This window comes from Streptomyces sp. NPDC021019, assembly GCF_044333295.1.
Classification (GTDB): domain Bacteria; phylum Actinomycetota; class Actinomycetes; order Streptomycetales; family Streptomycetaceae; genus Streptomyces.
In genome coordinates this window covers 130,828-155,078 of record NZ_JBIRQR010000002.1, presented here as the reverse complement: position 1 = coordinate 155,078, position 24,251 = coordinate 130,828, and the positions used below count along the sequence as shown (strand labels likewise).

Here is a 24,251-nt window from a genome sequence, read left to right as displayed (position 1 = left end):
GAAAGGTGCGGACCGGCGTGGCCGACCGTCTCATCGTCCGTGGCGCGCGCGAGCACAACCTGAAGAACGTCTCGCTCGACCTGCCCCGTGACTCCCTCATCGTCTTCACCGGGCTCTCCGGGTCGGGCAAGTCGTCCCTCGCGTTCGACACGATCTTCGCCGAGGGGCAGCGCCGCTACGTCGAGTCGCTCTCCTCGTACGCCCGGCAGTTCCTCGGCCAGATGGACAAGCCGGACGTCGACTTCATCGAAGGTCTCTCGCCCGCCGTCTCCATCGACCAGAAGTCGACCTCGCGCAATCCGCGCTCGACGGTCGGCACCATCACCGAGGTCTACGACTACCTCCGGCTGCTCTTCGCCAGGATCGGCAAGCCGCACTGCCCCGAGTGCCACCGCCCCATCTCCCGCCAGTCGCCGCAGGCCATCGTCGACAAGGTCCTCGGCCTGCCGGAGGGCAGCCGCTTCCAGGTCCTCTCGCCGCTGGTGCGCGAGCGCAAGGGCGAGTTCGTCGACCTCTTCGCCGACCTCCAGACCAAGGGCTACAGCCGGGCCAGGGTCGACGGCGCCACCATCCAGCTCGCCGAGCCGCCCACGCTCAAGAAGCAGGAGAAGCACACCATCGAGGTGGTCGTCGACCGCCTCACCGTCAAGGACAGCGCCAAGCGCCGGCTGACCGACTCCGTCGAGACCGCGCTCGGTCTCTCCGGCGGCATGGTCGTGCTCGACTTCGTCGACCTCCCCGAGGACGACCCCGAGCGCGAGCGGATGTTCTCCGAGCACCTCTACTGCCCGTACGACGACCTCTCCTTCGAGGAACTGGAGCCGCGCTCCTTCTCCTTCAACTCACCCTTCGGCGCCTGCCCCGACTGCACCGGCATCGGCACGCGCATGGAGGTCGACCCGGAGCTGATCGTCCCGGACGAGGAGAAGTCCCTCGACGAGGGCGCGATCCACCCCTGGTCCCACGGACACACCAAGGAGTACTTCGGCCGCCTCATCGGCGCGCTCTCCGAAGCCCTCGGCTTCCGTACGGACATCCCCTGGGCCGGGCTGCCGCAGCGGGCCAAGAAGGCCCTGCTCTTCGGCCACAAGATCCAGACCGAGGTCCGCTACCGCAACCGTTACGGGCGCGAGCGCGCCTACACCACCCCCGCCTTCGAGGGCGCGGTGCAGTTCGTCAAGAGGCGCCACACCGAGGCCGAGAGCGACTCCAGCCGGGAGCGGTTCGAGGGCTACATGCGCGAGGTGCCCTGCCCCACCTGCGAGGGCACCCGGCTGAAGCCGATCGTGCTCGCGGTGACGGTGATGGAGAAGTCCATCGCCGAGGTCGCCGCGATGTCGATCAGCGAGTGCGCCGAGTTCCTCGGCCGCCTCAAGCTGAACGCCCGCGACAAGAAGATCGCCGAGCGGGTGCTCAAGGAGGTCAACGAGCGGCTGAAGTTCCTCGTCGACGTCGGCCTGGACTATCTGTCGCTGAACCGCGCGGCCGGCACCCTGTCCGGCGGCGAGGCCCAGCGCATCCGGCTGGCGACCCAGATCGGCTCCGGCCTGGTCGGCGTGCTGTACGTCCTGGACGAGCCGTCCATCGGCCTGCACCAGCGCGACAACCACCGGCTCATCGAGACCCTGGTCCGGCTCCGCGACATGGGCAACACGCTCATTGTCGTCGAGCACGACGAGGACACCATCAAGGTCGCCGACTGGGTCGTCGACATCGGCCCCGGCGCGGGTGAACACGGCGGCAAGGTCGTCCACTCCGGCTCGCTCAAGGAACTGCTGGCCAACAAGGAGTCCATCACCGGCCAGTATCTGTCCGGCAAGCGCTCCATCACGACCCCCGACATCCGTCGCCCGGTCGACCCGGCCCGCCGTCTCACCGTGCACGGCGCCCGGGAGAACAACCTCCAGGACATCGACGTCTCCTTCCCGCTCGGCGTCCTCACCGCCGTCACGGGCGTCTCGGGGTCCGGGAAGTCGACGCTGGTCAACGACATCCTCTACACCCACCTGGCCCGCGAGCTGAACGGCGCCAAGTCGGTCCCCGGCCGCCACACCCGGGTCGACGGCGACGACCTCGTCGACAAGGTGGTGCACGTCGACCAGTCGCCGATCGGCCGGACCCCCCGGTCCAACCCGGCGACGTACACCGGAGTCTTCGACCACGTCCGCCGGCTCTTCGCCGAGACGATGGAGGCGAAGGTGCGCGGCTATCTGCCGGGCCGCTTCTCCTTCAACGTCAAGGGCGGCCGCTGCGAGAACTGCTCCGGCGACGGCACGATCAAGATCGAGATGAACTTCCTGCCCGACGTGTACGTCCCGTGCGAGGTCTGCCACGGAGCGCGCTACAACCGGGAGACCCTGGAGGTCCACTACAAGGGCAAGTCCATCGCCGAGGTGCTGGACATGCCGATCGAGGAGGGCCTGGACTTCTTCGAGGCCGTCCCCACGATCGCCCGCCACCTCCGTACGCTCAACGAGGTCGGTCTCGGCTATGTGCGGCTCGGCCAGTCCGCGCCCACCCTCTCCGGCGGCGAGGCGCAGCGCGTCAAGCTGGCGAGCGAGCTCCAGAAGCGCTCCACCGGACGCACGGTCTACGTCCTGGACGAGCCGACCACCGGTCTGCACTTCGAGGACATCAGCAAGCTGATCACCGTGCTCTCCGGCCTGGTGGACAAGGGCAACACGGTCATCGTCATCGAGCACAACCTCGATGTCATCAAGACCGCCGACTGGGTCGTCGACATGGGCCCCGAGGGCGGCAACGGCGGTGGTCTGGTGGTCGCCGAGGGGACGCCGGAGCAGGTGGCCTCCATCCCCGCCAGCCACACGGGGAAGTTCCTCCAGGGCGTCCTGGACGCGGATCGCGTCAGCGAGGCCGCGGTGACCTCCGGGCGGGGAACGGCCCGCAGGACGGCCGCCCGCAAGACCGCCCCGGCGAAGAAGACGGCGGCCGCCAAGAAGGCCGCGGTGACCAAGGCGACCGCCACGGGAGCCAAGGCGGGTACGGCCAAGGCCGCCGCGAAGAAGGCCACCCGCGCCCGCAAGGCCTGAGCGAGGAGCGAGCGGTCGCCCGACCCGGCGGCCGCTCGCGCCTCCGGGCCCGTCCCACCATTCCCGCCCGCCTCCCGACGCCCTGCGGGCAACGACGGGAATGGCCGGACAGGCCCTCGTCCACGGCGGCGGCCCCCCAGCACGAAGGGGGCTGCCGCCGCCCGTCCGCACAGGCGCTCCGGCCCGGCCGCAGGGCTGCCGATCCCCGCCGGTATCGTCGGTTCTGTCACGGCACGCGGGGCCGCCGTCGCCGCTCCGCCCTGTCCGGCGACGCGGATCCGCCGTGATCCACCCCCGAACGACGAGCCCCACCATGATCCACCCCGAACGACAACCCCGTGGAGTCCGCATGCCCGGCCTGCCCGCCGCCCGCCGTACCGTGCTGAAGGGCGCCGCGCTCGCCGGCGCCGCCGGGCTGGGAGCAGCCGCCTGCTCCACCGAGTCCAAGCTCGGCCACGCCAAGAACCCCACCCCCACCGCCCCCGTCGACCTCGGGGCAGCCTCCGAGGTGCCCGTCGGCGGCGCCAAGCTCTACCGCGAGCAGCGCGTGGTCGTCGTCTGCCCGGCGAAGGGCGAGTACAAGGCGTTCAGCGCCCAGTGCACCCACGGCGGCTGTGTCCTGGACAAGGTCGAGGGCACCGAGGGCCACTGCCCCTGCCACGGCAGCCGCTTCGACATGACCACCGGCAAGCCGGTGAAGGGCCCGGCCACCGTGCCGCTGCCCGCCGTCCCGGTCACCGCCGAGGGCGGAAAGCTCGTGGCGGGCCCCGACGCCTGAGTCCTCGACGCCTGAGCCCCCGGGGCCTCACTCCCAGTCCCAGTCGACCCCGATCAGACCGGGCCGTACGCTCTCCTCCACCAGGTGCACGGTCCGGTGCCGGCCGGTCAGCGTGAGGTCCTCGCGGGCCCCGCGCACCGCCCCCGCCGACGCCTGGACGAACCGGCGGCACCGCACCGGGAGCGCCGCCTCGTCGAAGCCGACCTGGAGCACGTACTGCCCGCCCCCGAAGGTGAAGCCGCGCACGTATTCTCCGCCGGCCCCGCCCGTACCGTCCTCGAAGCCGTAGCCGAAGAGGTACGTCTCACCGGACCGCAACCGGGTGTCGAAGAGCAGCTCCGCCACCAGCACCCCCGCGTCCAGATCCCAGCGGACCCGGCCCGTCCGGCAGTTCTCCAGGGCCCGCACCGCGATCCGCGACGGGTCGCAGCCGGGATCGCCCCGGTGGACCGCGAGATAGCGGTCGACGCCGTCCCGGTGCGCGCGCACCACGTGCTGCGACGTGCGGCCCGCCAGCTCGCGCCGCGCCCCGATCCGTACCCGCTCCTGGTGCCCCACGGTGTGCAGGCCGCCGTCCACGGGTGACTCCATCGCCGCGAGGAGCCGCTCCACCGAGCCCGACGCCTCCATGAGCGACCGGTACGAACGGGCCGCCGGACGGTCCCCGTCCGCCGGGGCGTCACCGTCGCGCAGGAGCCGCAGCAGCGAGTCGTCCGGCAGCGCGAGCACCTCCTCCAGCGCGGCGACGGCCCGCAGCGACTCGGCCCGCCGGGGGCGGCGTACCCCCTGCTGCCAGTAGCTGAGGCTGGTCACCCCGAGCTTGACGCCCCGGTGCGCCAGATGGTGCTGCACCCGCTGGAGCGGCAGCCCGCGCACCGACAGAGCGGTGCGCAACGCCAGATGGAACGGTCCGGTCCGCAGTACCTGCGCCAGTTCGGTCTCGGTCTGCCGCATGGCGGGCCTCCGGTGAACGTTCACGTGGGGAGTGGCGACACCGGCCCCGGGGGGTGCGGGGGAGCAGGTGACCGGAACAGGGCCGTTCACACGGACGCCGTGCCGTTCACACCGTGATGTCACCTCGCATTGAAGCGTGTTGACCTGCTCCGGACAACGCCGGATGCTCATCGTCAGCGTCCGGACGCGCTCCTCCGATCCCCACCCCCGCATTGGGAGGAACGCCATGCGCAACCGAAGAGTCAGGCCCGGAAGGTTCTCGTTCACCGCCCTCCTGGCCGCCGTCCTGCTCGCCGTCCCCGCGGGCACCGCCACCGCCACCGCCGCACCGTCCCCGGACGCGGCGACGGGCTCCACCGTCGCCGCCGCCCAGCGGCTCGACATCACCATGCAGGCGCAACAGCAGAGCAACTGGTGCTGGGCGGCCGGCGGCAACACCATCGCCGCCTGGTTCGGCCGCAACTACTCCCAGAACCAGTTCTGCAACGCCGCCTTCAACCGCGGCCAGAACTCCCAGTGCCCCAACTCGCAGGCCACCCTCGGCAACGTCCAGACCGGACTGTCCTGGGCCGGGGTCAGGCCAGGCAGCTACGTCACCGGCTGGTTGCGCTACCCGACCGTGCAGGCCGAGATATCCGCCCGGCGCCCCATCGAGACCCGGATCCAGTGGTCGTCCGGCGGCGGCCACATGCATGTCATCTACGGGTACGACGACGCCAACAGCTGGGTCTACTGGGGCGATCCGTGGCCCTCCAGCGACCGCTACAACTGGGCCTCGCACGCCTGGTACGTCAACAACAACGAGTTCTCCTGGACCCACTCGCTCTACCGGATCGGGGCGTGAGGTCATGAACTGCACCACCCGGCGCATCGCCGTCGCCACCGCCCTCACCAGCGCGGCCCTGTTCACCGCCGCCGCCCCCGCCCTCGCCGACGACGGCCCGGCGGCCCCGTCGAAACTGACCGCCGCCACCCTCGAAGCGGCCCACGAGGCCGCCACCGAGCCCGCGACCCTGGACACCCTCTCCCGGTTCTTCGCCCGGGAGGGCGCGGTGAGCAGGGCGGCGAGCGCACCCAGGATCGAGGAGAGGACCGTTCCCGTCCGCACGCTCTCCGCCGCCTTCGTCGCCGGGAAGCCCGGGGCCGCCCCGAGCACGGTGGACTACCTGGCCAGCACCGCCGTCTCCTCCGACGGCCAGAAGGCCTCCCTGTGGACCGTCCCCGTCACGGACGGGAGCGACCGGTGGCAGGTGGTGAACATCGCCACCGGCGACGACGAGGCCCGCTACACCGCACAGGGGGCCCGCGCGCTCCCCGGCGGCACCGTGTTCCGCGAACCGCAGATCGACGCCTGGTACGTCCACGACGGCTCCCGGGTACTCCCGCTGGACGAGGACGCGGAGGCCGCCGTGGGCGCCCGCGGCACCGCGCTCAGCGCCTACCGGACCCGGGTCCAGGAGGCGTACGGCGACAAGCTGCCCGGCTCCGGATACGCCCGCTCCGGCAAGGCCGGCGGCTACGGCCCCGACGCGGCCACCGGCACCGGGGGAGCCCCGGCGGCCGCACCGGCTCCCGGCCCGGCCGTGGACCAGGCACCCGAAACCGCCGGGAGCCCCGCGCTCGCCGGCACGGCGTCCGGTTCCCCGGACACGGCCCTGACCGCCGTGTCCACGACCGCCGGGGCCGGGGCGCTGCTCGCCCTGGTCCTCTGCGGGGCCGCCGCCCTGCGCCGCAGGAACCGTGCCGGGCGATCCCCGGCCACGGACGCCTGAGCTGCGGCTCCACCGGCCCACGGGCCCGCGCTCCGGGGTGTGAACACCCCACGGCACCCCGGAGCGCGGCACCGCCCCCGGCAACACCTGAGGACGACGCGCTGTCCCTGCCCGCAAGTAGGGTGTGAGACATGGCAGACCCCTCCAGCTACCGCCCCAGGCCGGGACAGATCCCCGACTCCCCGGGGGTCTACAAATTCCGCGACGAGCACCGCCGGGTGATCTACGTCGGGAAGGCCAAGAACCTGCGCCAGCGCGTGGCCAACTACTTCCAGGACCTGGCGGGCCTCCATCCGCGGACGCGCACGATGGTCACCACCGCCGCCTCCGTCGAGTGGACGGTCGTCTCCACCGAGGTCGAGGCGCTCCAGCTGGAGTATTCCTGGATCAAGGAGTTCGACCCCCGGTTCAACGTCAAGTACCGGGACGACAAGAGCTATCCCTACCTCGCGGTCACGCTCAACGAGGAGTTCCCCCGCGTCCAGGTCATGCGCGGCGCCAAGAAGAAGGGCGTGCGCTACTTCGGTCCGTACGGCCACGCCTGGGCGATCCGCGAGACGGTCGACCTGATGCTGCGCGTCTTCCCCGTCCGCACCTGCTCCGCCGGGGTCTTCAAGAACGCCGCGCGCACCGGCCGCCCCTGCCTGCTGGGGTACATCGGCAAGTGCTCGGCCCCCTGCGTCGGCCGGGTCACCCCCGAGGAACACCAGGAGCTGGCCGAGGACTTCTGCGACTTCATGGCCGGCCGCACGGGCACGTACATCCGTCGCCTGGAGAAGGACATGATGCAGGCGGCCGAGGAGATGGAGTACGAGCGGGCGGCCCGCCTCCGCGACGACGCCGAGGCCCTCAAGCGCGCCATGGAGAAGAGCGCCGTCGTCCTCGCCGACGCCACCGACGCCGACCTGATCGCCGTCGCCGAGGACGAGCTGGAGGCCGCCCTCCAGATCTTCCACGTGCGCGGCGGCCGGGTGCGCGGCCAGCGCGGCTGGGTCACCGACAAGGTCGAGGCGGTCGACACCTCCGGCCTCGTCGAGCACGCCCTCCAGCAGCTGTACGGGGAGGAGCGCGGCGACGCCGTCCCCAAGGAGGTCCTGGTCCCCGCCCTGCCCGAGGACGCCGAAGCGGTCTCCCAGTGGCTCGCCGAGCGCCGGGGCTCCCAGGTCAGTCTGCGCATCCCGCAGCGGGGCGACAAGAAGGACCTCATGGTCACCGTCCAGCGCAACGCCCAGCAGGCGCTCGGGCTGCACAAGACCAAGCGCGCCTCCGACCTGACCACCCGCTCCCGCGCCCTGGAGGAGATCGCCGAGGCGCTGGGCCTGGACACCGCGCCGCTGCGCATCGAGTGCTACGACATCTCCCACCTCCAGGGCGACGACGTGGTGGCCTCCATGGTCGTCTTCGAGGACGGCCTCGCCCGCAAGAGCGAGTACCGTCGCTTCCAGATCAAGGGATTCGAGGGCCAGGACGACGTCCGCTCGATGCACGAGGTGATCGGCCGACGCTTCAAGCGCTACCTCCAGGACAAGGAACGCACGGGGGAGTGGGAGGAGACGCCGGAGGCCGCCACAGGCCCCGCCCCCGGCGCCCCCGCCCCCAGCGCCCCGGCCCCCGCGCCGGTCCCCGCCGCCACCGGCCCCGTTCCCGCCCCGGACCTCACCGCCGCCTCCCCGGACGACGAGCCCGAGCCCCGGGAGGACGACGGCCGCCCGAAGCGGTTCGCCTACCCGCCGCAGCTCGTCGTCGTCGACGGCGGGCAGCCCCAGGTGGCCGCAGCCAAGCGCGCCCTGGACGAGCTGGGCATCGACGACATCGCGGTCTGCGGCCTCGCCAAGCGCCTGGAAGAGGTCTGGCTCCCCGATGACGACGACCCCGTCGTCCTGCCCCGCTCCAGCGAGGGCCTCTACCTCCTCCAGCGCATCCGGGACGAGGCCCACCGCTTCGCCATCACCTACCAGCGCGCCAAACGCGCCAAGCGCATCCGCAGCAGCCCCCTCGACGACGTGACCGGCCTCGGCGAGACCCGCAAGCAGGCCCTCATCAAGCATTTCGGATCGGTGAAGAAGCTCAGGCAGGCGACAATCGACGAGATCTGCGAGGTCCCCGGGATAGGGCGAAGGACGGCCGAATCGGTGGCCGCAGCCCTCGCCTCGACCACTCCCGCGGCACCTGCCGTGAACACGGCCACAGGAGAGATCATCGAAGAGGACGACGGGGGCAGCTCATGACCGAGAACAGCCACGAGACCGCACAGAACACCGCAGACACCGACATCGACACCGACCGAGCAGACGGAGCAGCAGACGTGAGTACGAACGCCCCGAACGAGACGGGTGAGGCGGCCATCCCCGAGCTGGTGATCATCTCCGGGATGTCGGGCGCCGGCCGCAGCACCGCCGCCAAGTGTCTTGAGGACCTCGGCTGGTTCGTCGTCGACAACCTGCCGCCCGCGCTGATCCCCACCATGGTGGAGCTCGGCGCCCGCTCGCAGGGCAACGTGGCCCGGATCGCCGTCGTCGTCGACGTGCGCGGCCGGCGCTTCTTCGACAACCTCCGCGAATCCCTCGCGGACCTGGAGGCCAAGCACGTCACCCGGCGGATCGTCTTCCTGGAGTCCTCCGACGACGCCCTCGTGCGCCGCTTCGAGTCCGTCCGCCGCCCGCACCCCCTCCAGGGCGACGGCCGCATCGTCGACGGCATCGCCGCCGAGCGCGACCTGCTGCGCGAGCTGCGCGGCGACGCCGACCTGGTCATCGACACCTCCAGCCTCAACGTGCACGAGCTGCGGGCCAAGATGGACGCCCAGTTCGCGGGCGAGTCGGAGCCGGAGCTGCGGGCCACGGTGATGTCCTTCGGCTACAAGTACGGCCTGCCCGTCGACGCCGACCTGGTCGTCGACTGCCGCTTCCTGCCCAACCCGCACTGGGTCCCCGAGCTGCGCCCCTTCACCGGCGTCAACGAGGAGGTGTCCGACTACGTCTTCGACCAGCCGGGCGCCAAGGAGTTCCTCAACCAGTACACCGAGCTGCTCCAGCTGATCGCCGCCGGCTACCGCCGCGAGGGCAAGCGGTACGTGACCATCGCCGTGGGCTGCACCGGCGGCAAGCACCGCTCCGTCGCCATGTCGGAGAAGCTCTCGGCCCGCCTCGCCGCCGAAGGCGTCGAGACCGTCCTCGTCCACCGCGACATGGGGCGAGAGTGACCGGACGCAACCTGCGGATGCGACGCCTGAGCCGCGCCACCTCGGCGCTCTCCGGTCGCAAGCGCGGTGCTCAGCCCAAGGTCGTCGCGCTCGGCGGCGGCATGGGTCTCTCGGCGTCCCTGGCGGCGCTGCGCCGGATCACCGGCGACCTCACGGCCGTGGTCACCGTCGCCGACGACGGCGGCTCCAGCGGCCGGCTGCGCGAGGAGCTCGGCGTGCTGCCCCCCGGCGACCTGCGCAAGGCGCTCGCCGCGCTCTGCGGCGACGACGACTGGGGCCGCACCTGGTCCCAGGTCATCCAGCACCGCTTCGAGTCCAAGGGCGACCTCCACGAGCACGCGGTCGGCAATCTGCTGATCGTGGCCCTCTGGGAGCAGCTCGGCGACCACGTACAGGCGCTCGACCTGGTCGGCAAGCTGCTCGGCGCGCACGGGCGGGTGCTGCCGATGTCGGCCGTCCCGCTGGAGCTCCAGGCGCTGGTCAAGGGCCACGACCCCGACCTGCCCGACGCGATCGTCACCGTGCGCGGCCAGGCCACGGTGGCGCTCACCCCCGGCGAGGTGCAGTCCGTGCACGTGGTCCCGCCCGACCCGCCGGCCGTCCCGGAAGCCGTGGAAGCGGTCCTGGACGCCGACTGGGTGGTGCTCGGCCCCGGCTCCTGGTTCTCCTCGGTGATCCCGCACCTGCTCGTGCCGGAACTGCTCGACGCGCTGGTCACCACGAAGGCCCGCAAGGTCCTCTCGCTGAACCTCGCCCCCCAGCCCGGTGAAACAGAAGGCTTCTCACCGCAGCGTCATTTGGAGGTTTTGGGGCGACACGCCCCTAAACTCGCCTTGGACGTGGTGCTGGCCGATGAGGCCGCCGTGCCCGACCGTGAGTCACTCGCCGATGCCGCACTACGGCTCGGAGCCGCGGTCGAGCTGGCGCCGGTGGCATCGCCCGACGGCGTTCCGGTCCATGATCAGGAGCTGTTGGCCGCCGCGTACGACCGTATTTTTCGGATGCATGGAAGGATCGGCCCATGGCGATGACGCCAGCGGTGAAGAACGAAATCTCTCATCTTCCCGTCACCCGGACCTGCTGCAGGAAAGCAGAGGTCTCGGCGATTCTTCGGTTCGCGGGCGGCCTGCACCTGGTGAGCGGGCGGATTGTGATCGAGGCGGAGCTGGACACCGGCAACGCCGCCCGCCGCCTCAAGCGCGACATCCTGGAGATCTTCGGGCACAGCTCGGAGCTGATCGTGATGGCCCCCGGCGGACTGCGCCGCGGCTCGCGCTTCGTCGTACGGGTGGTGGCGGGCGGCGACCAGCTGGCCCGCCAGACCGGTCTCGTGGACGGCCGCGGCCGTCCGATCCGCGGGCTGCCCCCGCAGGTGGTCTCGGGGGCCACCTGCGACGCCGAGGCGGCCTGGCGCGGAGCCTTCCTCGCCCATGGTTCGCTCACCGAGCCCGGCCGCTCCTCCTCGCTGGAGGTCACCTGCCCGGGGCCGGAGGCGGCCCTCGCCCTGGTCGGGGCGGCGCGCCGGCTCTCCATCGCGGCCAAGGCCCGCGAGGTGCGCGGTGTGGACCGTGTGGTCGTCCGCGACGGCGACGCGATCGGCGCCCTGCTGACCCGGCTCGGCGCGCACGACGCCGTGCTCGCCTGGGAGGAGCGCCGGATGCGGCGCGAGGTCCGCGCCACGGCCAACCGGCTCGCCAACTTCGACGACGCGAACCTGCGCCGCTCGGCCCGTGCCGCGGTCGCCGCCGGGGCCCGGGTGGGGCGCGCGCTGGAGATCCTCGGCGAGGAGGTCCCCGAGCACCTGGCCGCCGCGGGACGGCTCCGCATGGAGCACAAGCAGGCCTCCCTGGAGGAGCTGGGCGCGCTCGCCGACCCGCCGCTGACCAAGGACGCGGTCGCCGGACGGATCCGCCGGCTGCTGGCGATGGCCGACAAGCGGGCCCAGGATCTGGGCATCCCGGGAACCGACTCGACCCTCAGCGAGGAGCTCGCCGACGGCCTGGTCGGCTGACTCGTCGACGGGCAGGGGACGTTGGCCCCCGGGGGCGAAACGGAGGTCCGTACTCCTACTGGCGAGTACGGATCTCCGGTCGTATCCGGTGGCGTGCGGAGGCCCTCTCGATGTCACCCCCGGGCCCTCGGAGAGGTAGGGTCGGAAGCGGTCGGGGACATCCCTATACAACTCGCCGGCGTCGAAAACCGGCGTACCTAACGAGGAGATCGGTTCGTGACGATCCGCGTAGGCATCAACGGCTTCGGCCGCATCGGCCGCAACTACTTCCGCGCTCTGCTGGAGCAGGGTGCGGACATCGAGATCGTGGCTGTCAACGACCTGGGTGACACTGCGACCACGGCCCACCTGCTGAAGTACGACACCATTCTGGGTCGTCTCAAGGCAGAGGTCAGCCACACCGCCAACACCATCACCGTCGATGGTCACACCGTCAAGGTGCTCTCCGAGCGCAACCCGGCCGACATCCCCTGGGGTGAGCTGGGCGTCGACATCGTCATCGAGTCGACCGGCATCTTCACCAAGAAGGCCGACGCCGAGAAGCACATCGCGGGCGGCGCCAAGAAGGTCCTCATCTCGGCTCCGGCCAAGGACGAGGACATCACCATCGTGATGGGCGTCAACCAGGACAAGTACGACGCGGCCAACCACCACGTCATCTCCAATGCCTCCTGCACCACCAACTGTGTGGCGCCGATGGCCAAGGTTCTCGACGAGAACTTCGGCATCGTCAAGGGCCTGATGACGACGGTCCACGCGTACACCAACGACCAGCGGATCCTGGACTTCCCGCACTCGGACCTGCGTCGCGCCCGCGCCGCCGCCGAGAACATCATCCCCACCACCACCGGCGCCGCCAAGGCCACGGCCCTGGTCCTCCCGCAGCTCAAGGGCAAGCTCGACGGCATCGCGATGCGCGTCCCGGTCCCGACCGGCTCCGCCACCGACCTGGTCGTCACCCTCCAGCGCGAGGTCACCAAGGACGAGGTCAACGCCGCGTTCAAGAAGGCCTCCGACGACGGCGCCCTCAAGGGCTTCCTGACGTACACCGAGGACCCGATCGTCTCCTCGGACATCGTCGGCGACCCGTCGTCCTGCACCTTCGACTCCTCCCTGACCATGGTCCAGGAGGGCAGCACGGTGAAGATCCTCGGCTGGTACGACAACGAGTGGGGCTACTCCAACCGCCTCGTCGACCTCACGGTCTTCGTCGGCGAGCAGCTCTGATCCTCGGGTCGGCAGGCACATCGATGTGAGCGAAGGGGCTCGACCGGCGCAAAGAAGCGCGGGTCGAGCCCCTAGGCCGTGTCGACGAACTTCCCCCTGCCGCGCGGCCCGGCCCGCGGCCGGACGACGGCGGATTGTCGACACGGCCTAGCATGCTCATCGGTCCTTCCAAGGAGTGAACGGAACAGATGAAGACGATCGACGAACTTCTCGCCGAAGGGGTCGCGGGCAAGCGGGTATTCGTCCGTGCCGACCTCAACGTGCCGCTGGACGGCACCACGATCACCGACGACGGCCGTATCCGCGCCGTCGTCCCGACGGTCGCCAAGCTCGCCGAGGCCGGCGCGCGCGTCGTCGTCGCCTCGCACCTCGGCCGCCCCAAGGGCGCCCCGGACCCGGCCTTCTCGCTGGCTCCCGCCGCCGCTCGCCTGGGTGAAATCCTCGGAGCCGAGGTCGCCTTCGCCACCGACACGGTCGGCGAGTCCGCCCGCGCCGCGGTCGCCGGCCTCGCCGACGGCCAGGTCGCGGTCGTCGAGAACCTCCGCTTCAACGCCGGCGAGACGTCCAAGGACGACGCCGAGCGCGGCGCCTTCGCCGATCAGCTGGCCGGGCTCGCGGACCTCTACGTGGGCGACGGCTTCGGCGCCGTGCACCGCAAGCACGCCTCGGTCTTCGACCTCCCGGCCCGGCTCCCGCACTACGCGGGCTACCTCATCGCCACCGAGGTCGGCGTCCTGAAGAAGCTCACCACCGACGTCAAGCGGCCGTACGCGGTCGTCCTCGGCGGCGCGAAGGTCTCCGACAAGCTCGGTGTGATCGACCACCTGCTGGAGCGGGCCGACCGCATTCTCATCGGCGGCGGCATGGCGTACACCTTCCTCAAGGCCCAGGGCCACGAGGTCGGCAGCTCGCTGCTCCAGGAGGACCAGATCCCGGCCGTCCAGGAGTACCTGCGACGCGCCGAGGACAAGGGTGTGGAGTTCGTCCTCCCCGTCGACGTCGTGGTCGCCCCGTCCTTCCCGGACCTCAAGACCAAGGCTCCGGCCCACCCCACCACCGTCGCCGCCGACGCCATGCCGGCCGGCCAGATGGGGCTGGACAACGGACCGGAGACCAACAAGCTCTACGCATCGAAGCTCGCCGACGCGGCCACCGTCTTCTGGAACGGCCCGATGGGCGTCTTCGAACATCCCGACTTCGCCGACGGCACCCGCGCGGTCGCCCAGGCGCTCGTCGACTCGTCGGCCTTCAGCGTCGTCGGCGGTGGCGACTCCGCCGCGGCCGTTCGCATCCTGGGCTTCGACGAGAATGCTTTCGGACATATTTCGACCGGTGGCGGCGCGAGTCTCGAATACCTCGAGGGCAAGACGCTTCCCGGCCTCGCCGCACTGGAGGACTGACCTTTCATGACCACCCGCACCCCGCTGATGGCGGGCAACTGGAAGATGAACCTCAACCACCTCGAGGCCATCGCCCACGTCCAGAAGCTCGCCTTCGCCCTGGCCGACAAGGACTACGAGGACGTCGAGGTCGCCGTCCTCCCGCCCTTCACCGACCTGCGCACCGTGCAGACCCTGGTCGACGGCGACAAGCTGAAGATCAAGTACGGCGCCCAGGACATCTCGGCGCACGACTCCGGCGCGTACACCGGTGAGATCTCCGGCCCCATGCTCGCCAAGCTGCGCTGCACGTACGTGGCCGTCGGCCACAGCGAGCGCCGCCAGTACCACGGCGAGAACGACGAGGTCTGCAACGCCAAGGTGAAGGCCGCCTACAAGCACGGCCTGACCCCGATCCTCTGCGTCGGCGAGGGCCTGGACATCCGCAAGGCCGGTAACCAGGTCTCCTACACGCTCGCGCAGCTCGACGGCGCCCTGAAGGACATCCCGGCCGAGCAGGCCGAGACCATCGTGATCGCCTACGAGCCGGTCTGGGCCATCGGCACCGGCGAGGTCGCCACCCCCGAGGACGCCCAGGAGGTCTGCGGCGCGATCCGTGGCCGGCTGGCCGAGCTGTACTCCCAGGAGCTGGCCGACGCCGTCCGCATCCAGTACGGCGGCTCGGTGAAGTCCGGCAACGTCGCGGCCATCATGGCGCAGCCCGACGTGGACGGCGCCCTCATCGGAGGCGCCGCGCTGGACGCCGACGAGTTCGTCAAGATCGTCCGCTTCCGCGACCAGTGAGTATGCGGTAGCGCGGATCCGTCGTACCCTTGCGGGGGCCGGAGGGGCTAGTCGCCCTTCGGCCCCCGGTGCACGTACACGCAGTAGTCAAGAATTCCGGAAAGTAGGGACCAGCCGTGGTTTTGGCGTTCCAGATCGCTCTGATCGTCTTCAGCCTGCTGCTGATGCTGCTGGTGCTCATGCACAAGGGCAAGGGCGGTGGCCTCTCCGACATGTTCGGTGGCGGAATGCAGTCCTCCGTCGGTGGCTCCTCGGTCGCCGAGCGCAACCTCGACCGGATCACCGTCGTGGTCGGCCTGGCCTGGTTCGCGTGCGTCGTGGTCCTCGGTCTGCTCGTCAAGCTGGACAACTGACCCGTCGTCCGCGCATACCGGTGACGGTGTGACTCCTTCCACTGGACGCGCGTTGGGCCTTACGTAGACTGGGGCATCGCTCGAGCACCATCACGCAGGGAGTTACGACCGTGGCAAGTGGCAACGCGATCCGGGGAAGCCGGGTCGGAGCGGGGCCGATGGGGGAGGCGGAGCGAGGCGAGTCCGCGCCGCGCGCCCGCATCTCCTTCTGGTGCTCGAACGGGCACGAGACGCAGCCGAGCTTCGCCCATGACGCGCAGGTGCCGGACACCTGGGACTGCCCGCGCTGCGGCTTCCCGGCCGGCCAGGACAAGGACAGCCCGCCCGACCCGCCCCGCACCGAGCCGTACAAGACGCACCTGGCGTACGTACGCGAGCGGCGGAGCGACGAGGACGGCGAAGCGATCCTCGCCGAGGCGCTGGCCAAACTCCGCGGCGAGATCTGAGGCTCCCTCCGACGCGGCTCCCCGGAAGCCCAGTCGTTCACCGGCCGGACACCCCACGGGTGTCCGGCCGTAGCGCGTCCCCGCGCCACCGCCCTCCTCCACGCCGCGGCCCTCCTCGATCAATTAGGTTGGAGGGGCAGCGGGGATGCTGAGTGACGAGAAGAAGTGGGCTGATATCCGGGATGAACGCAGCAAGCCGAACCAAGCTCAACCAGAAGCCCGAGTGGACGGCTCTCGCCGAGCACCGTGAGGAGCTCGGCGCACCCCAGCTGCGCGAGCTGTTCGCGCGGCAGCCGGACCGCGGCACCGCCTACACCCTCCGGGTCGGCGACCTCCACCTCGACTACTCCAAACACCTGGTCACCGACGAGACGCTGCGCCTGCTGCGCGAACTCGCCGCCGCCACCGGGGTCGCGGAGCTGCGGGACGCGATGTTCCGCGGCGAGAAGATCAACACCACCGAGGACCGGGCGGTCCTGCACACCGCGCTCCGCGCCCCGCGCGACGCGGTGATCGAGGTCGACGGGGAGAATGTCGTACCCGCCGTGCACGCCGTCCTGGACAAGATGGCCGGCTTCGCCGAGAAGGTCCGGTCGGGGCAGTGGACCGGCCACACCGGCAAGCCCGTCAAGAACATCGTCAACATCGGGATCGGCGGCTCCGACCTCGGCCCCGCCATGGCGTACGAGGTGCTGCGCTCCTTCACGGACCGCGCGCTCACCCTCCGCTTCGTCTCCAACGTCGACGGCGCCGACCTCCACGAGGCCGTCCGCGACCTCGACCCGGCCGAGACGCTGTTCGTCATCGCCTCGAAGACGTTCACGACGATCGAGACCATCACCAACGCCACCTCCGCCCGGGACTGGCTGCTGACCGAGCTGAAGGCCGGTCAGGACGCCGTCGCCCAGCACTTCGTGGCCCTGTCGACCAATGCCGAGAAGGTCGCAGAGTTCGGCATCGACACGGCCAACATGTTCGAGTTCTGGGACTGGGTCGGCGGCCGCTACAGCTACGACTCGGCGATCGGCCTCTCGCTGATGGTCGCCATCGGCCCGGACCGCTTCCGCGAGATGCTCGACGGCTTCCACCTCGTCGACGAGCACTTCCGCACCGCCCCCGCCGAGGAGAACGCCCCGCTCCTCCTCGGCCTCCTCGGTGTCTGGTACGGCAACTTCTTCGACGCCCAGGCGCACGCTGTACTGCCGTACAGCCACTACCTGTCCAAGTTCACCGCGTACCTCCAGCAGCTCGACATGGAGTCCAACGGCAAGTCCGTCGACCGCGACGGCAACCCCGTGGACTGGCAGACCGGACCGGTCGTCTGGGGCACGCCCGGCACCAACGGGCAGCACGCGTACTACCAGTTGATCCACCAGGGCACCAAGCTGATCCCGGCGGACTTCATCGGCTTCGCCGCCCCGGTCCACGACCTGCTGCCCGGCCTGATCGCCCAGCACGATCTGCTCATGGCCAACTTCTTCGCCCAGACCCAGGCCCTCGCCTTCGGCAAGACACCCGAAGAGGTCCGGGCGGAAGGGGTGTCCGAGGAGCTGGTCCCGCACAAGACGTTCCGGGGCAACCACCCCACGACGACGATCCTCGCCGACAAGCTGACCCCCTCGGTCCTCGGCCAGCTCATCGCGCTGTACGAGCACAAGGTCTTCGTCCAGGGCGCCGTCTGGAACATCGACTCCTTCGACCAGTGGGGCGTCGAGCTCGGCAAGGTCCTCGCCAAGCAGATCGAACCGCTGCTGACCGGTGACGGGGGAGCGGACGCCGGAGAGCTCGACAGCTCCACCGCCGCCCTGGTCGACGCCTACCGCACACTGCGCGGGCGCTGAGCCGATGCCACCGGGGGAGGGGACGGCGGTAGTGCTGCGGCCGCCGCGCAACACGGTGGACGAGCGCGCCGTCGGCTGGTGGCGGGCCCAGTGGCTGCTGCTGACGGCGGTGCCCGTCGTGCCGCTCGCGGTCCTGGGCGCGCTGATCGAGCCGGCCCGCTTCTGGCTGCTGCTGCCCGCCGCGGTCCTGGCCGCGGCGGGCACGACGGCCGCCGTCCTCCTCCCCCTGTGGTGGTTCCGTACGCACCGCTGGGAGATCACCGGGGACGCGGTGTACGTCCGCACCGGGTTCTTCTGGCAGGAGTGGCGGATCGCCCCGATGTCCCGCATCCAGACCGTCGACACCGTGCGGGGCCCGCTGGAGCAGCTCTTCCGGCTCGCCACCGTCACGGTCACCACCGCCTCCGCCAAGGGCGCGGTACGGATCGCGGGCCTGGACCACGAGGTCGCCGCCGACCTCGCCCAGCAGCTCACCCGCATCACCCGCGACACCCCCGGCGACGCCACATGAGCACCGCCGCCCCGCCCGCCGACTGGCGCCGCCTCGACCCCCGTACGGTCCTGGTCACCGCCCTCGTCGTGGCGGGGGTCGTCGCGGGCGCCGCCATCCCCGTCACGCTCGGGCTCACCCGGTGGTTCGGTCTGACCGCCGCCGTGCTCCAGGTGCTCGCCGGCGCGGTCCTGATCATCGGGGCCGCGGCGGGCGCCGACCGGGTCCGCTGGCACCGCACGCGCTACCGCATCGGCGAGGAGCGCGTCGACCTCCACACCGGCCTCCTGATCGTCAAGCGCCGCTCCCTGGCCCGCAGCCGCATCCGTACGGTCGACCTCACCGCCAATCCGACGCTCCGCCTCCTGGGCCTGGTCACCGTCAGGATCGGCACCGGCGAACAGGGCTCCGAATCCACCCTCGAACTGGACCCGGTCACCCGCGCCGAGGGAGAACGGCTGCGCCGCCTCCTCCTGGAGCGCGCCGCCACCGCACCGTCCGGCGGCGTCCACCGCGAAGGGGAACTGGCCGTCCTGGACCCCCGCTGGATCCGCTACGCACCGGTCTCCTTCGTCGCCCCCACGCTCGGCGGGGCGGCCGCCGGGGCCGTGATGCAGGTCAGCGACTGGGTCGGAGCCCAGGGCGACGTCATCGAGTGGATCGGGGACCGTTTCCGGGACACCCCGCTGCTCTGGATGACCCTCATCCTGGTCCTCGCCGCCCTGGTCGCCGGCGTCGTCGGGGCGCTCGGCCTCTGGATCGAGATGTGGTGGAACTACCGCCTGGAGCGCGAGCCGGGCGGCACACTACGGGTGCGGCGCGGGCTGTTCACCTCCCGGTCCATCTCCGTCGAGGAGGCCCGGCTGCGCGGCGTCGACCTGGTCGAGCCGCTGGGCGTACGGCTGCTCGGCGCGGCCCGGCTGGACGCCATCACCACCGGCCTGGCCAAGGACAACGAGGCCAAGAACGCCGACCACAACACCCTGCTCCCGACCGTGCCCCGCAGCCGGGCCGACACCGTCGCCGCCGACGTGCTGCGCGAGGCGGTCACGCCGACCGGCGCGGCCCTCACCCCGCACCCGCGCGCCGCCCGGGGCCGCCGGCTGCGCTGGTCGCTCGCCGCGGTCCTCGGCCCGGTCCTGGTCCTGACCGTCCTCGGGGTGCTGCTCACGCCCGTGCTGCTGTGGATCGCGCTCGGCTGCACGGTGGTTCTGGGACCCGTGGCGGTGGCGCTCGCCCTGGACGCCTACCGGGGCCTCGGTCATGGGCTCTCCGGGCGCTACCTGGTCACCCGCTCCGGCACGGTCCGCCGCTCCACGGCCGCCCTGGAGCGGGCGGGGGTGATCGGCTGGACGGTCAAGCAGTCGGTCTTCCAGCGGCGGGCCCAACTGGTGAGCATCACGGCCACCACCGCCGCCGGCGGGGGTGCCTACACGGTGCACGACGCCGACGCGGCCGAGGGACTCGCCTTCGCCGCCGAGGCGGTACCGGGGCTGCTGGAACCCTTCCTGGAGCGCGCAGGGAGCACCGGGCCGTGACGTACGGCACAGAAGGCCTCCTATGCGGCCCGGTCCGGGTCGGCGACGATATCGATCATGACTTCCACCAGCCGGCGTACGGTCCTCACCGCCCTCGCCACCGCGGCCGTCAGCGGTCCGCTGCTGGGCTCGCTCACCGCGACCGACGCCCACGCCACCGGTGACCTGGACATCTACACCTCCAACACCGACCTCTACAGGAAGCTCGCCGGACAGGAGGGTGTGGAATTCGCCCGCCGCTACCGCAGACACGAGTACGTCGACCACTCGGGCCCGCAGAGATTCCCGTACAACCGGACCACCGTCATGGCCCTGCACGGCGGCGGCATCGAGATGGGCACCTCCGAGCTCTGCCTCGCCATAGCCGGCTACCACCCGGCCACGCTCGCCCCGCTGACGGACGGCCACGGGGTGTTCGACTACTGGATGTTCGAGGGGCTGCGCTCCTCCGGCAACAGGGACCTGCACGTCACCTCCAAGAACTGCGACGACCACGTCGCCCTCTCCATGGCGGCGAGCAGCCTCAACGTCCTGAGTCTGCACGGCTGTACGGCGGCGCAGGCGGGCACCGTCCCGCAGGCCGTGGTCGTCGGCGGGCTGAACACCCGCTTCAAGACGCTGCTCAAGGCCGAGTTCGACGCGATCGGCCTCGCCTGGCGCGACGGCGACGAGCTGCCCGACCTGGGCGGGGTCAACCCCGCCAACCCGGTCAACCGCACCATGCTCGCCAAGGGCGGTCAGCTGGAGCTCACCACGGAGCTGCGCGCCGCCATGTTCACCGTCAACACCCGCGCGGGCCGGGCCGGCAGCACGACCCCGGTCTTCGACCGCTTCGTCGGCGCCTGCCGTGCGGCCATCACGAAGCTGGAACAGGGAACGGACCAGGTCGTCCTCTGACCCCCGGGACCCCGCGTCGCGCGCGGGCGTCGCGCGGATTCGGCCTTTCCAGGAGTCCGGGAAGACCGGGCGGAGAACGGGCCCGCGGCGGACCTTCACGCCGAAGGCCCGGCCCGCTCCGGAAGGAGAAGGGCCGGGCCCGTGGGGCGCGGAACGCTCAGGCGGACGCCTGCGGATACAGTGCGCGCGGCAGCTGAGAGGCCGCCGCCGCGTCCAGCAGCCACAGCGTGCGGCCGCGCCCGTACGCGCCCGCCGCCGGGGCCTGGATCTCCCCGGCACCGGACAGCGCGATGGCCGCCGCCTCGGCCTTGTCCTCGCCCGCCGCCAGCAGCCACACCTCGCGGGCCGCGCGGATCGCCGGCAGCGTGAGCGAGACGCGCACCGGCGGCGGCTTGGGAGCCCCGTGCACACCGACGACGGTGCGCTCGGTCTCCCGTACCGCGGGCAGCTCCGGGAAGAGCGAGGCCACATGCGTGTCCGGGCCGACGCCCAGCATCAGCACGTCGAACGCGGGCACCGCGCCATGGTCCTCGGGACCCGCGGCGGCGGCGAGTTCTGCGGCGTAACCGGCTGCCGCCGCGTCCGCGTCGTCGCCGTACGGGCCGTCGGACGCGGGCATCGCGTGCACCCGGGCCGGGTCCAGTGGCACCGCGTCGAGCAGCGCCTCGCGGGCCTGGGTGACATTGCGCTCCGGGTCGCCCTCGGGCAGGAACCGCTCGTCGCCCCACCACAGGTCCAGGCGCGCCCAGTCGATCGCGTCCCGGGCGGGCGCGGCGGCGAGCGCGGCCAGCAGGCCGTTGCCGTTGCGGCCGCCGGTCAGCACCACCGAGGCGTGGCCCCGGGAGGCCTGGGCGTCCACGATCTTCGTGATCAGCCGGGCCGCCGCGGCCTGCGCCATCAGCTCCTTGTCGCGGTGCACGACCAGTTGGGGAGGCGTCACTTCGACGCCGCCTTCTTGGCCGGGGGCCTCTTCGCGGCGGGAGCCTTGGCCTCGGTGGCCCCGGCCGCCTTCTCCTCGACGCCCCCGACCGGCGCGGCCTTGGCCTCGCCGCCCGCGTGCAGCCGGTCGACGCCGAACTTCACCGCGGACGCGTAGGTGTTGTCCGGGTCGAGCCGCCGCAGCTCCTCGGCCAGCAGCTCGGCGGTGTCGCGTCGCTTGAGCGCCACACCGCGGTCCGGCTGGTTGTGCATGGAGAGCGTGGCCAGCGTGCCGTCGGCGCGGTCGAGGACGATGACGCCGTTCTTCGTCTCCATCCGGACCGCCGTGAGGCCGGGGCCCTCGGAGACCATGCGCTCCACCGGGACGTCGAGCCGGTCCGCGAGCCACATGGCGAGCAGCTCGCAGCTCGGGTTGTCGCTCTCGCCCTCGACGGTCGCCGCGATCACCTCGGCGGGCTGCTGATCCAGCGACGCGGCCAGCATGGAACGCCACGGAGTGATCCGCGTCCACGCCAGGTCGGTGTCGCCCGGGCTGTACGTCGCCGCCCGTACCGCCAGCGCTTCGATCGGGCGCTCGGCCGAGTAGGTATCGGTGATCCGGCGCTGCGCGAGGGCCCCCAGCGGGTCCTTCGCCGGGTCGGAGGGCGCACCCTCGGGCCACCACACCACGACCGGGGCGTCCGGCAGCAGCAGCGGAAGGACCACCGACTGGGCGTGGTTGGCCAGTTCGCCGTGCAGACGCAGGACGACGGTCTCGCCGGTGCCCGCGTCGGAACCGACCCGGACCTCGGCGTCGAGCCGGGCGTCCCGGCGGGCCCGCGGTGAGCGGCTGACCCGCTTGATCACCGCGATGATCCGCGAGGGGTGCTCGCGGGAGGCGTCGCCGGCCGACTTGAGCGCGTCGTACGCGTTCTCCTCGTCGGTGACGATGACCAGCGTGAGCACCATGCCGATGGCAGGGGTGCCGATGGCCCGGCGGGCCGACACCAGCGCCTGGTTGATCTTGCTGGACGTGGTTTCCGTGAGATCGATCTTCATGGCCGCCTCCAGCTCCGTCCGTCGCGTGCGAGCATCTCGTCGGCCTCGGCCGGGCCCCAGGTGCCGGCCGGGTACTTCGCGGGCTTGCCGTGCTTGTCCCAGTACTGCTCGATCGGATCGAGGATGTTCCAGGACAGCTCGACCTCCTGGTGGCGCGGGAAGAGGTTGGCGTCGCCGAGCAGGACGTCCAGAAGGAGCCGCTCGTAGGCCTCCGGGCTGGACTCCGTGAACGACTCGCCGTACGCGAAGTCCATCGTCACGTCCCGGACCTCCATCGAGGTGCCGGGCACCTTGGAGCCGAAGCGCACGGTGACGCCCTCGTCCGGCTGCACCCGGATGACCAGCGCGTTGCCGCCCAGCTCTTCCGTGGCGCCGGACTCGAAGGGCAGATAGGGCGCGCGCTTGAAGACGACCGCGATCTCCGTGACCCGGCGGCCGAGCCGCTTTCCGGTGCGGAGGTAGAACGGCACGCCCGCCCAGCGGCGGTTGTTGATCGTCAGCTTGATCGCCGCGTAGGTGTCGGTCGTCGACTTGGGGTCGATGCCCTCCTCCTCGCAGTAGCCGAGGACCTCCTGGCCGCCCTGCCACGCGTGCTCGTACTGGGCGCGCACGGTGTGCTTGCCGAGGTCGTCGGGGAGCTCGACCGCGGTGAGGACCTTGAGCTTCTCGGCGACCAGGGCCTTCGGGTGGAAGGAGCCGGGCTCCTCCATCGCGGTCAGCGCCAGCAGCTGGAGCAGGTGGTTCTGGATGACGTCACGGGCGGCGCCGATGCCGTCGTAGTAGCCGGCCCGGCCGCCGATGCCGATGTCCTCGGCCATCGTGATTTGTACGTGGTCGACGTAGGACCGGTTCCAGATCGGCTCGAACATCGTGTTGGCGAACCGCAGCGCCAGGATGTTCTGGACCGTCTCCTTGCCCAGATAGTGGTCGATCCGGAAGACCTCGTTGGGCGGGAAGACGGCGTGCACGAGCTGGTTGAGCTCCTGCGCGCTGGCCAGGTCGTGGCCGAACGGCTTCTCGATGACGGCACGCCGCCAGGAGCCCTCGCTCTGGTCGGCCAGGCCGTGCTTCTTCAGCTGCTGGACGACCTTGGGGAAGAACTTCGGCGGCACGGAGAGGTAGAAGGCGAAGTTGCCGCCTGTCCCCTGCGCCTTGTCGAGCTCCTGGATGGTCGACTTCAGCGTCTCGAACGCCTCGTCGTCGTCGAAGTTGCCCTGGACGAAGCGCATCCCCTGGATGAGCTGCTGCCAGACCTCCTCGCGGAACGGCGTACGGGCGTGCTCCTTGACGGCGTCGTGGACGACCTGGGCGAAGTCCTCGTTCTCCCAGTCGCGGCGCGCGAAGCCGATGAGCGAGAAGCCCGGCGGCAGCAGGCCGCGATTGGCCAGGTCGTAGACGGCGGGCATCAGCTTTTTACGGGACAAATCGCCCGTGACGCCAAAGATGACCAGGCCCGACGGCCCCGCGATACGCGGGAGCCGTCGGTCCTGTGCGTCACGGAGCGGGTTGGCTCCGGGAACAGCAGACAAAGT

At 71.2% G+C, this 24,251-nt stretch carries 21 protein-coding genes; 17 read left to right on the top strand and 4 right to left on the bottom strand.

Annotation, left to right across the window (positions count from 1 at the left end):
- Window positions 1–17 precede the first annotated feature (17 nt).
- Window positions 18–3,050, top strand: a complete 3,033-nt coding sequence (uvrA, locus tag ACH4RG_RS11640; RefSeq protein WP_397916255.1) for an excinuclease ABC subunit UvrA — start codon at window positions 18–20, stop codon at window positions 3,048–3,050.
- Between the two features lie 349 nt (window positions 3,051–3,399).
- Window positions 3,400–3,828, top strand: a complete 429-nt coding sequence (locus ACH4RG_RS11635; RefSeq protein WP_032790784.1) for a Rieske (2Fe-2S) protein — start codon at window positions 3,400–3,402, stop codon at window positions 3,826–3,828.
- 27 nt (window positions 3,829–3,855) lie between these two features.
- Here the strand turns inward: ACH4RG_RS11635 and ACH4RG_RS11630 are convergent, their stop codons facing one another.
- Window positions 3,856–4,782, bottom strand: coding sequence for a hypothetical protein (locus tag ACH4RG_RS11630; protein ID WP_397916253.1), 927 nt, complete (start codon window positions 4,780–4,782; stop codon window positions 3,856–3,858).
- A gap of 226 nt (window positions 4,783–5,008) precedes the next feature.
- On the opposite strand from ACH4RG_RS11630, the gene ACH4RG_RS11625 reads away from it, so the two are divergent.
- The 15 genes from ACH4RG_RS11625 (at window position 5,009) to ACH4RG_RS11555 (ending at window position 20,742) form a co-directional block, all read left to right on the top strand.
- On the top strand, window positions 5,009–5,626 hold the full coding sequence (locus ACH4RG_RS11625; RefSeq protein WP_397930128.1) for a papain-like cysteine protease family protein: 618 nt from the start codon (window positions 5,009–5,011) through the stop codon (window positions 5,624–5,626).
- Window positions 5,627–5,630: 4 nt separating this feature from the next.
- Complete coding sequence (locus ACH4RG_RS11620) at window positions 5,631–6,554, top strand: hypothetical protein (RefSeq protein WP_397930130.1); 924 nt, start codon at window positions 5,631–5,633, stop codon at window positions 6,552–6,554.
- 131 nt (window positions 6,555–6,685) lie between these two features.
- Window positions 6,686–8,782 carry an excinuclease ABC subunit UvrC gene (uvrC, locus tag ACH4RG_RS11615; RefSeq protein ID WP_397930132.1) on the top strand — a complete coding sequence of 699 codons (2,097 nt, stop codon included), beginning with the start codon at window positions 6,686–6,688 and terminating at the stop codon, window positions 8,780–8,782.
- Window positions 8,779–9,756: an RNase adapter RapZ gene (gene rapZ, locus ACH4RG_RS11610; RefSeq protein ID WP_397916249.1), complete on the top strand. Its 978-nt coding sequence runs from the start codon at window positions 8,779–8,781 to the stop codon at window positions 9,754–9,756. The genes uvrC and rapZ overlap by 4 nt, the downstream gene beginning before the upstream one ends.
- A complete protein-coding gene (gene yvcK / locus ACH4RG_RS11605) occupies window positions 9,753–10,787 on the top strand; it encodes a uridine diphosphate-N-acetylglucosamine-binding protein YvcK (protein WP_018957626.1) in 1,035 nt (344 codons plus the stop codon). Before rapZ ends, yvcK begins: the two co-directional genes overlap by 4 nt.
- Entirely contained in the window at window positions 10,778–11,767 is a 990-nt protein-coding gene (whiA, locus tag ACH4RG_RS11600; RefSeq protein ID WP_397916247.1) for a DNA-binding protein WhiA, read from the top strand. The genes yvcK and whiA overlap by 10 nt, the downstream gene beginning before the upstream one ends.
- A gap of 216 nt (window positions 11,768–11,983) precedes the next feature.
- Window positions 11,984–12,994, top strand: coding sequence for a type I glyceraldehyde-3-phosphate dehydrogenase (gene gap, locus ACH4RG_RS11595; RefSeq protein ID WP_397916246.1), 1,011 nt, complete (start codon window positions 11,984–11,986; stop codon window positions 12,992–12,994).
- Between the two features lie 188 nt (window positions 12,995–13,182).
- A complete protein-coding gene (locus ACH4RG_RS11590; RefSeq protein ID WP_397916245.1) occupies window positions 13,183–14,394 on the top strand; it encodes a phosphoglycerate kinase in 1,212 nt (403 codons plus the stop codon).
- Window positions 14,395–14,400: 6 nt separating this feature from the next.
- A complete protein-coding gene (gene tpiA, locus ACH4RG_RS11585) occupies window positions 14,401–15,177 on the top strand; it encodes a triose-phosphate isomerase (protein ID WP_397916244.1) in 777 nt (258 codons plus the stop codon).
- Window positions 15,178–15,293: 116 nt separating this feature from the next.
- Window positions 15,294–15,530 carry a preprotein translocase subunit SecG gene (gene secG, locus ACH4RG_RS11580; protein WP_097868880.1) on the top strand — a complete coding sequence of 79 codons (237 nt, stop codon included), beginning with the start codon at window positions 15,294–15,296 and terminating at the stop codon, window positions 15,528–15,530.
- A gap of 110 nt (window positions 15,531–15,640) precedes the next feature.
- The gene (locus tag ACH4RG_RS11575) at window positions 15,641–15,976 is read left to right on the top strand and encodes an RNA polymerase-binding protein RbpA (RefSeq protein ID WP_006123681.1); all 336 of its coding nucleotides are present in this window, start codon (window positions 15,641–15,643) and stop codon (window positions 15,974–15,976) included.
- Between the two features lie 182 nt (window positions 15,977–16,158).
- Window positions 16,159–17,817 carry a glucose-6-phosphate isomerase gene (pgi, locus tag ACH4RG_RS11570; protein ID WP_398539436.1) on the top strand — a complete coding sequence of 553 codons (1,659 nt, stop codon included), beginning with the start codon at window positions 16,159–16,161 and terminating at the stop codon, window positions 17,815–17,817.
- A 4-nt stretch (window positions 17,818–17,821) separates the two neighbouring features.
- Complete coding sequence (locus tag ACH4RG_RS11565; protein ID WP_397930136.1) at window positions 17,822–18,328, top strand: PH domain-containing protein; 507 nt, start codon at window positions 17,822–17,824, stop codon at window positions 18,326–18,328.
- Window positions 18,325–19,845 (top strand): PH domain-containing protein, encoded by a 1,521-nt coding sequence (locus tag ACH4RG_RS11560; protein ID WP_397916240.1) that lies wholly within the window; start codon window positions 18,325–18,327, stop codon window positions 19,843–19,845. Before ACH4RG_RS11565 ends, ACH4RG_RS11560 begins: the two co-directional genes overlap by 4 nt.
- A 57-nt stretch (window positions 19,846–19,902) precedes the next feature.
- The gene (locus ACH4RG_RS11555; RefSeq protein ID WP_398161023.1) at window positions 19,903–20,742 is read left to right on the top strand and encodes a poly-gamma-glutamate hydrolase family protein; all 840 of its coding nucleotides are present in this window, start codon (window positions 19,903–19,905) and stop codon (window positions 20,740–20,742) included.
- Between the two features lie 157 nt (window positions 20,743–20,899).
- Here the strand turns inward: ACH4RG_RS11555 and pgl are convergent, their stop codons facing one another.
- Genes pgl through zwf form a run of 3 tightly spaced genes read right to left on the bottom strand, consistent with a single transcriptional unit; the run spans window position 20,900 to window position 24,248 of the window.
- A complete protein-coding gene (gene pgl, locus ACH4RG_RS11550; protein WP_397916238.1) occupies window positions 20,900–21,682 on the bottom strand; it encodes a 6-phosphogluconolactonase in 783 nt (260 codons plus the stop codon).
- Window positions 21,679–22,719, bottom strand: a complete 1,041-nt coding sequence (gene opcA / locus ACH4RG_RS11545) for a glucose-6-phosphate dehydrogenase assembly protein OpcA (protein ID WP_397916237.1) — start codon at window positions 22,717–22,719, stop codon at window positions 21,679–21,681. Before opcA ends, pgl begins: the two co-directional genes overlap by 4 nt.
- The gene (gene zwf / locus ACH4RG_RS11540; RefSeq protein WP_398539435.1) at window positions 22,716–24,248 is read right to left on the bottom strand and encodes a glucose-6-phosphate dehydrogenase; all 1,533 of its coding nucleotides are present in this window, start codon (window positions 24,246–24,248) and stop codon (window positions 22,716–22,718) included. Before zwf ends, opcA begins: the two co-directional genes overlap by 4 nt.
- Window positions 24,249–24,251 lie beyond the last annotated feature (3 nt).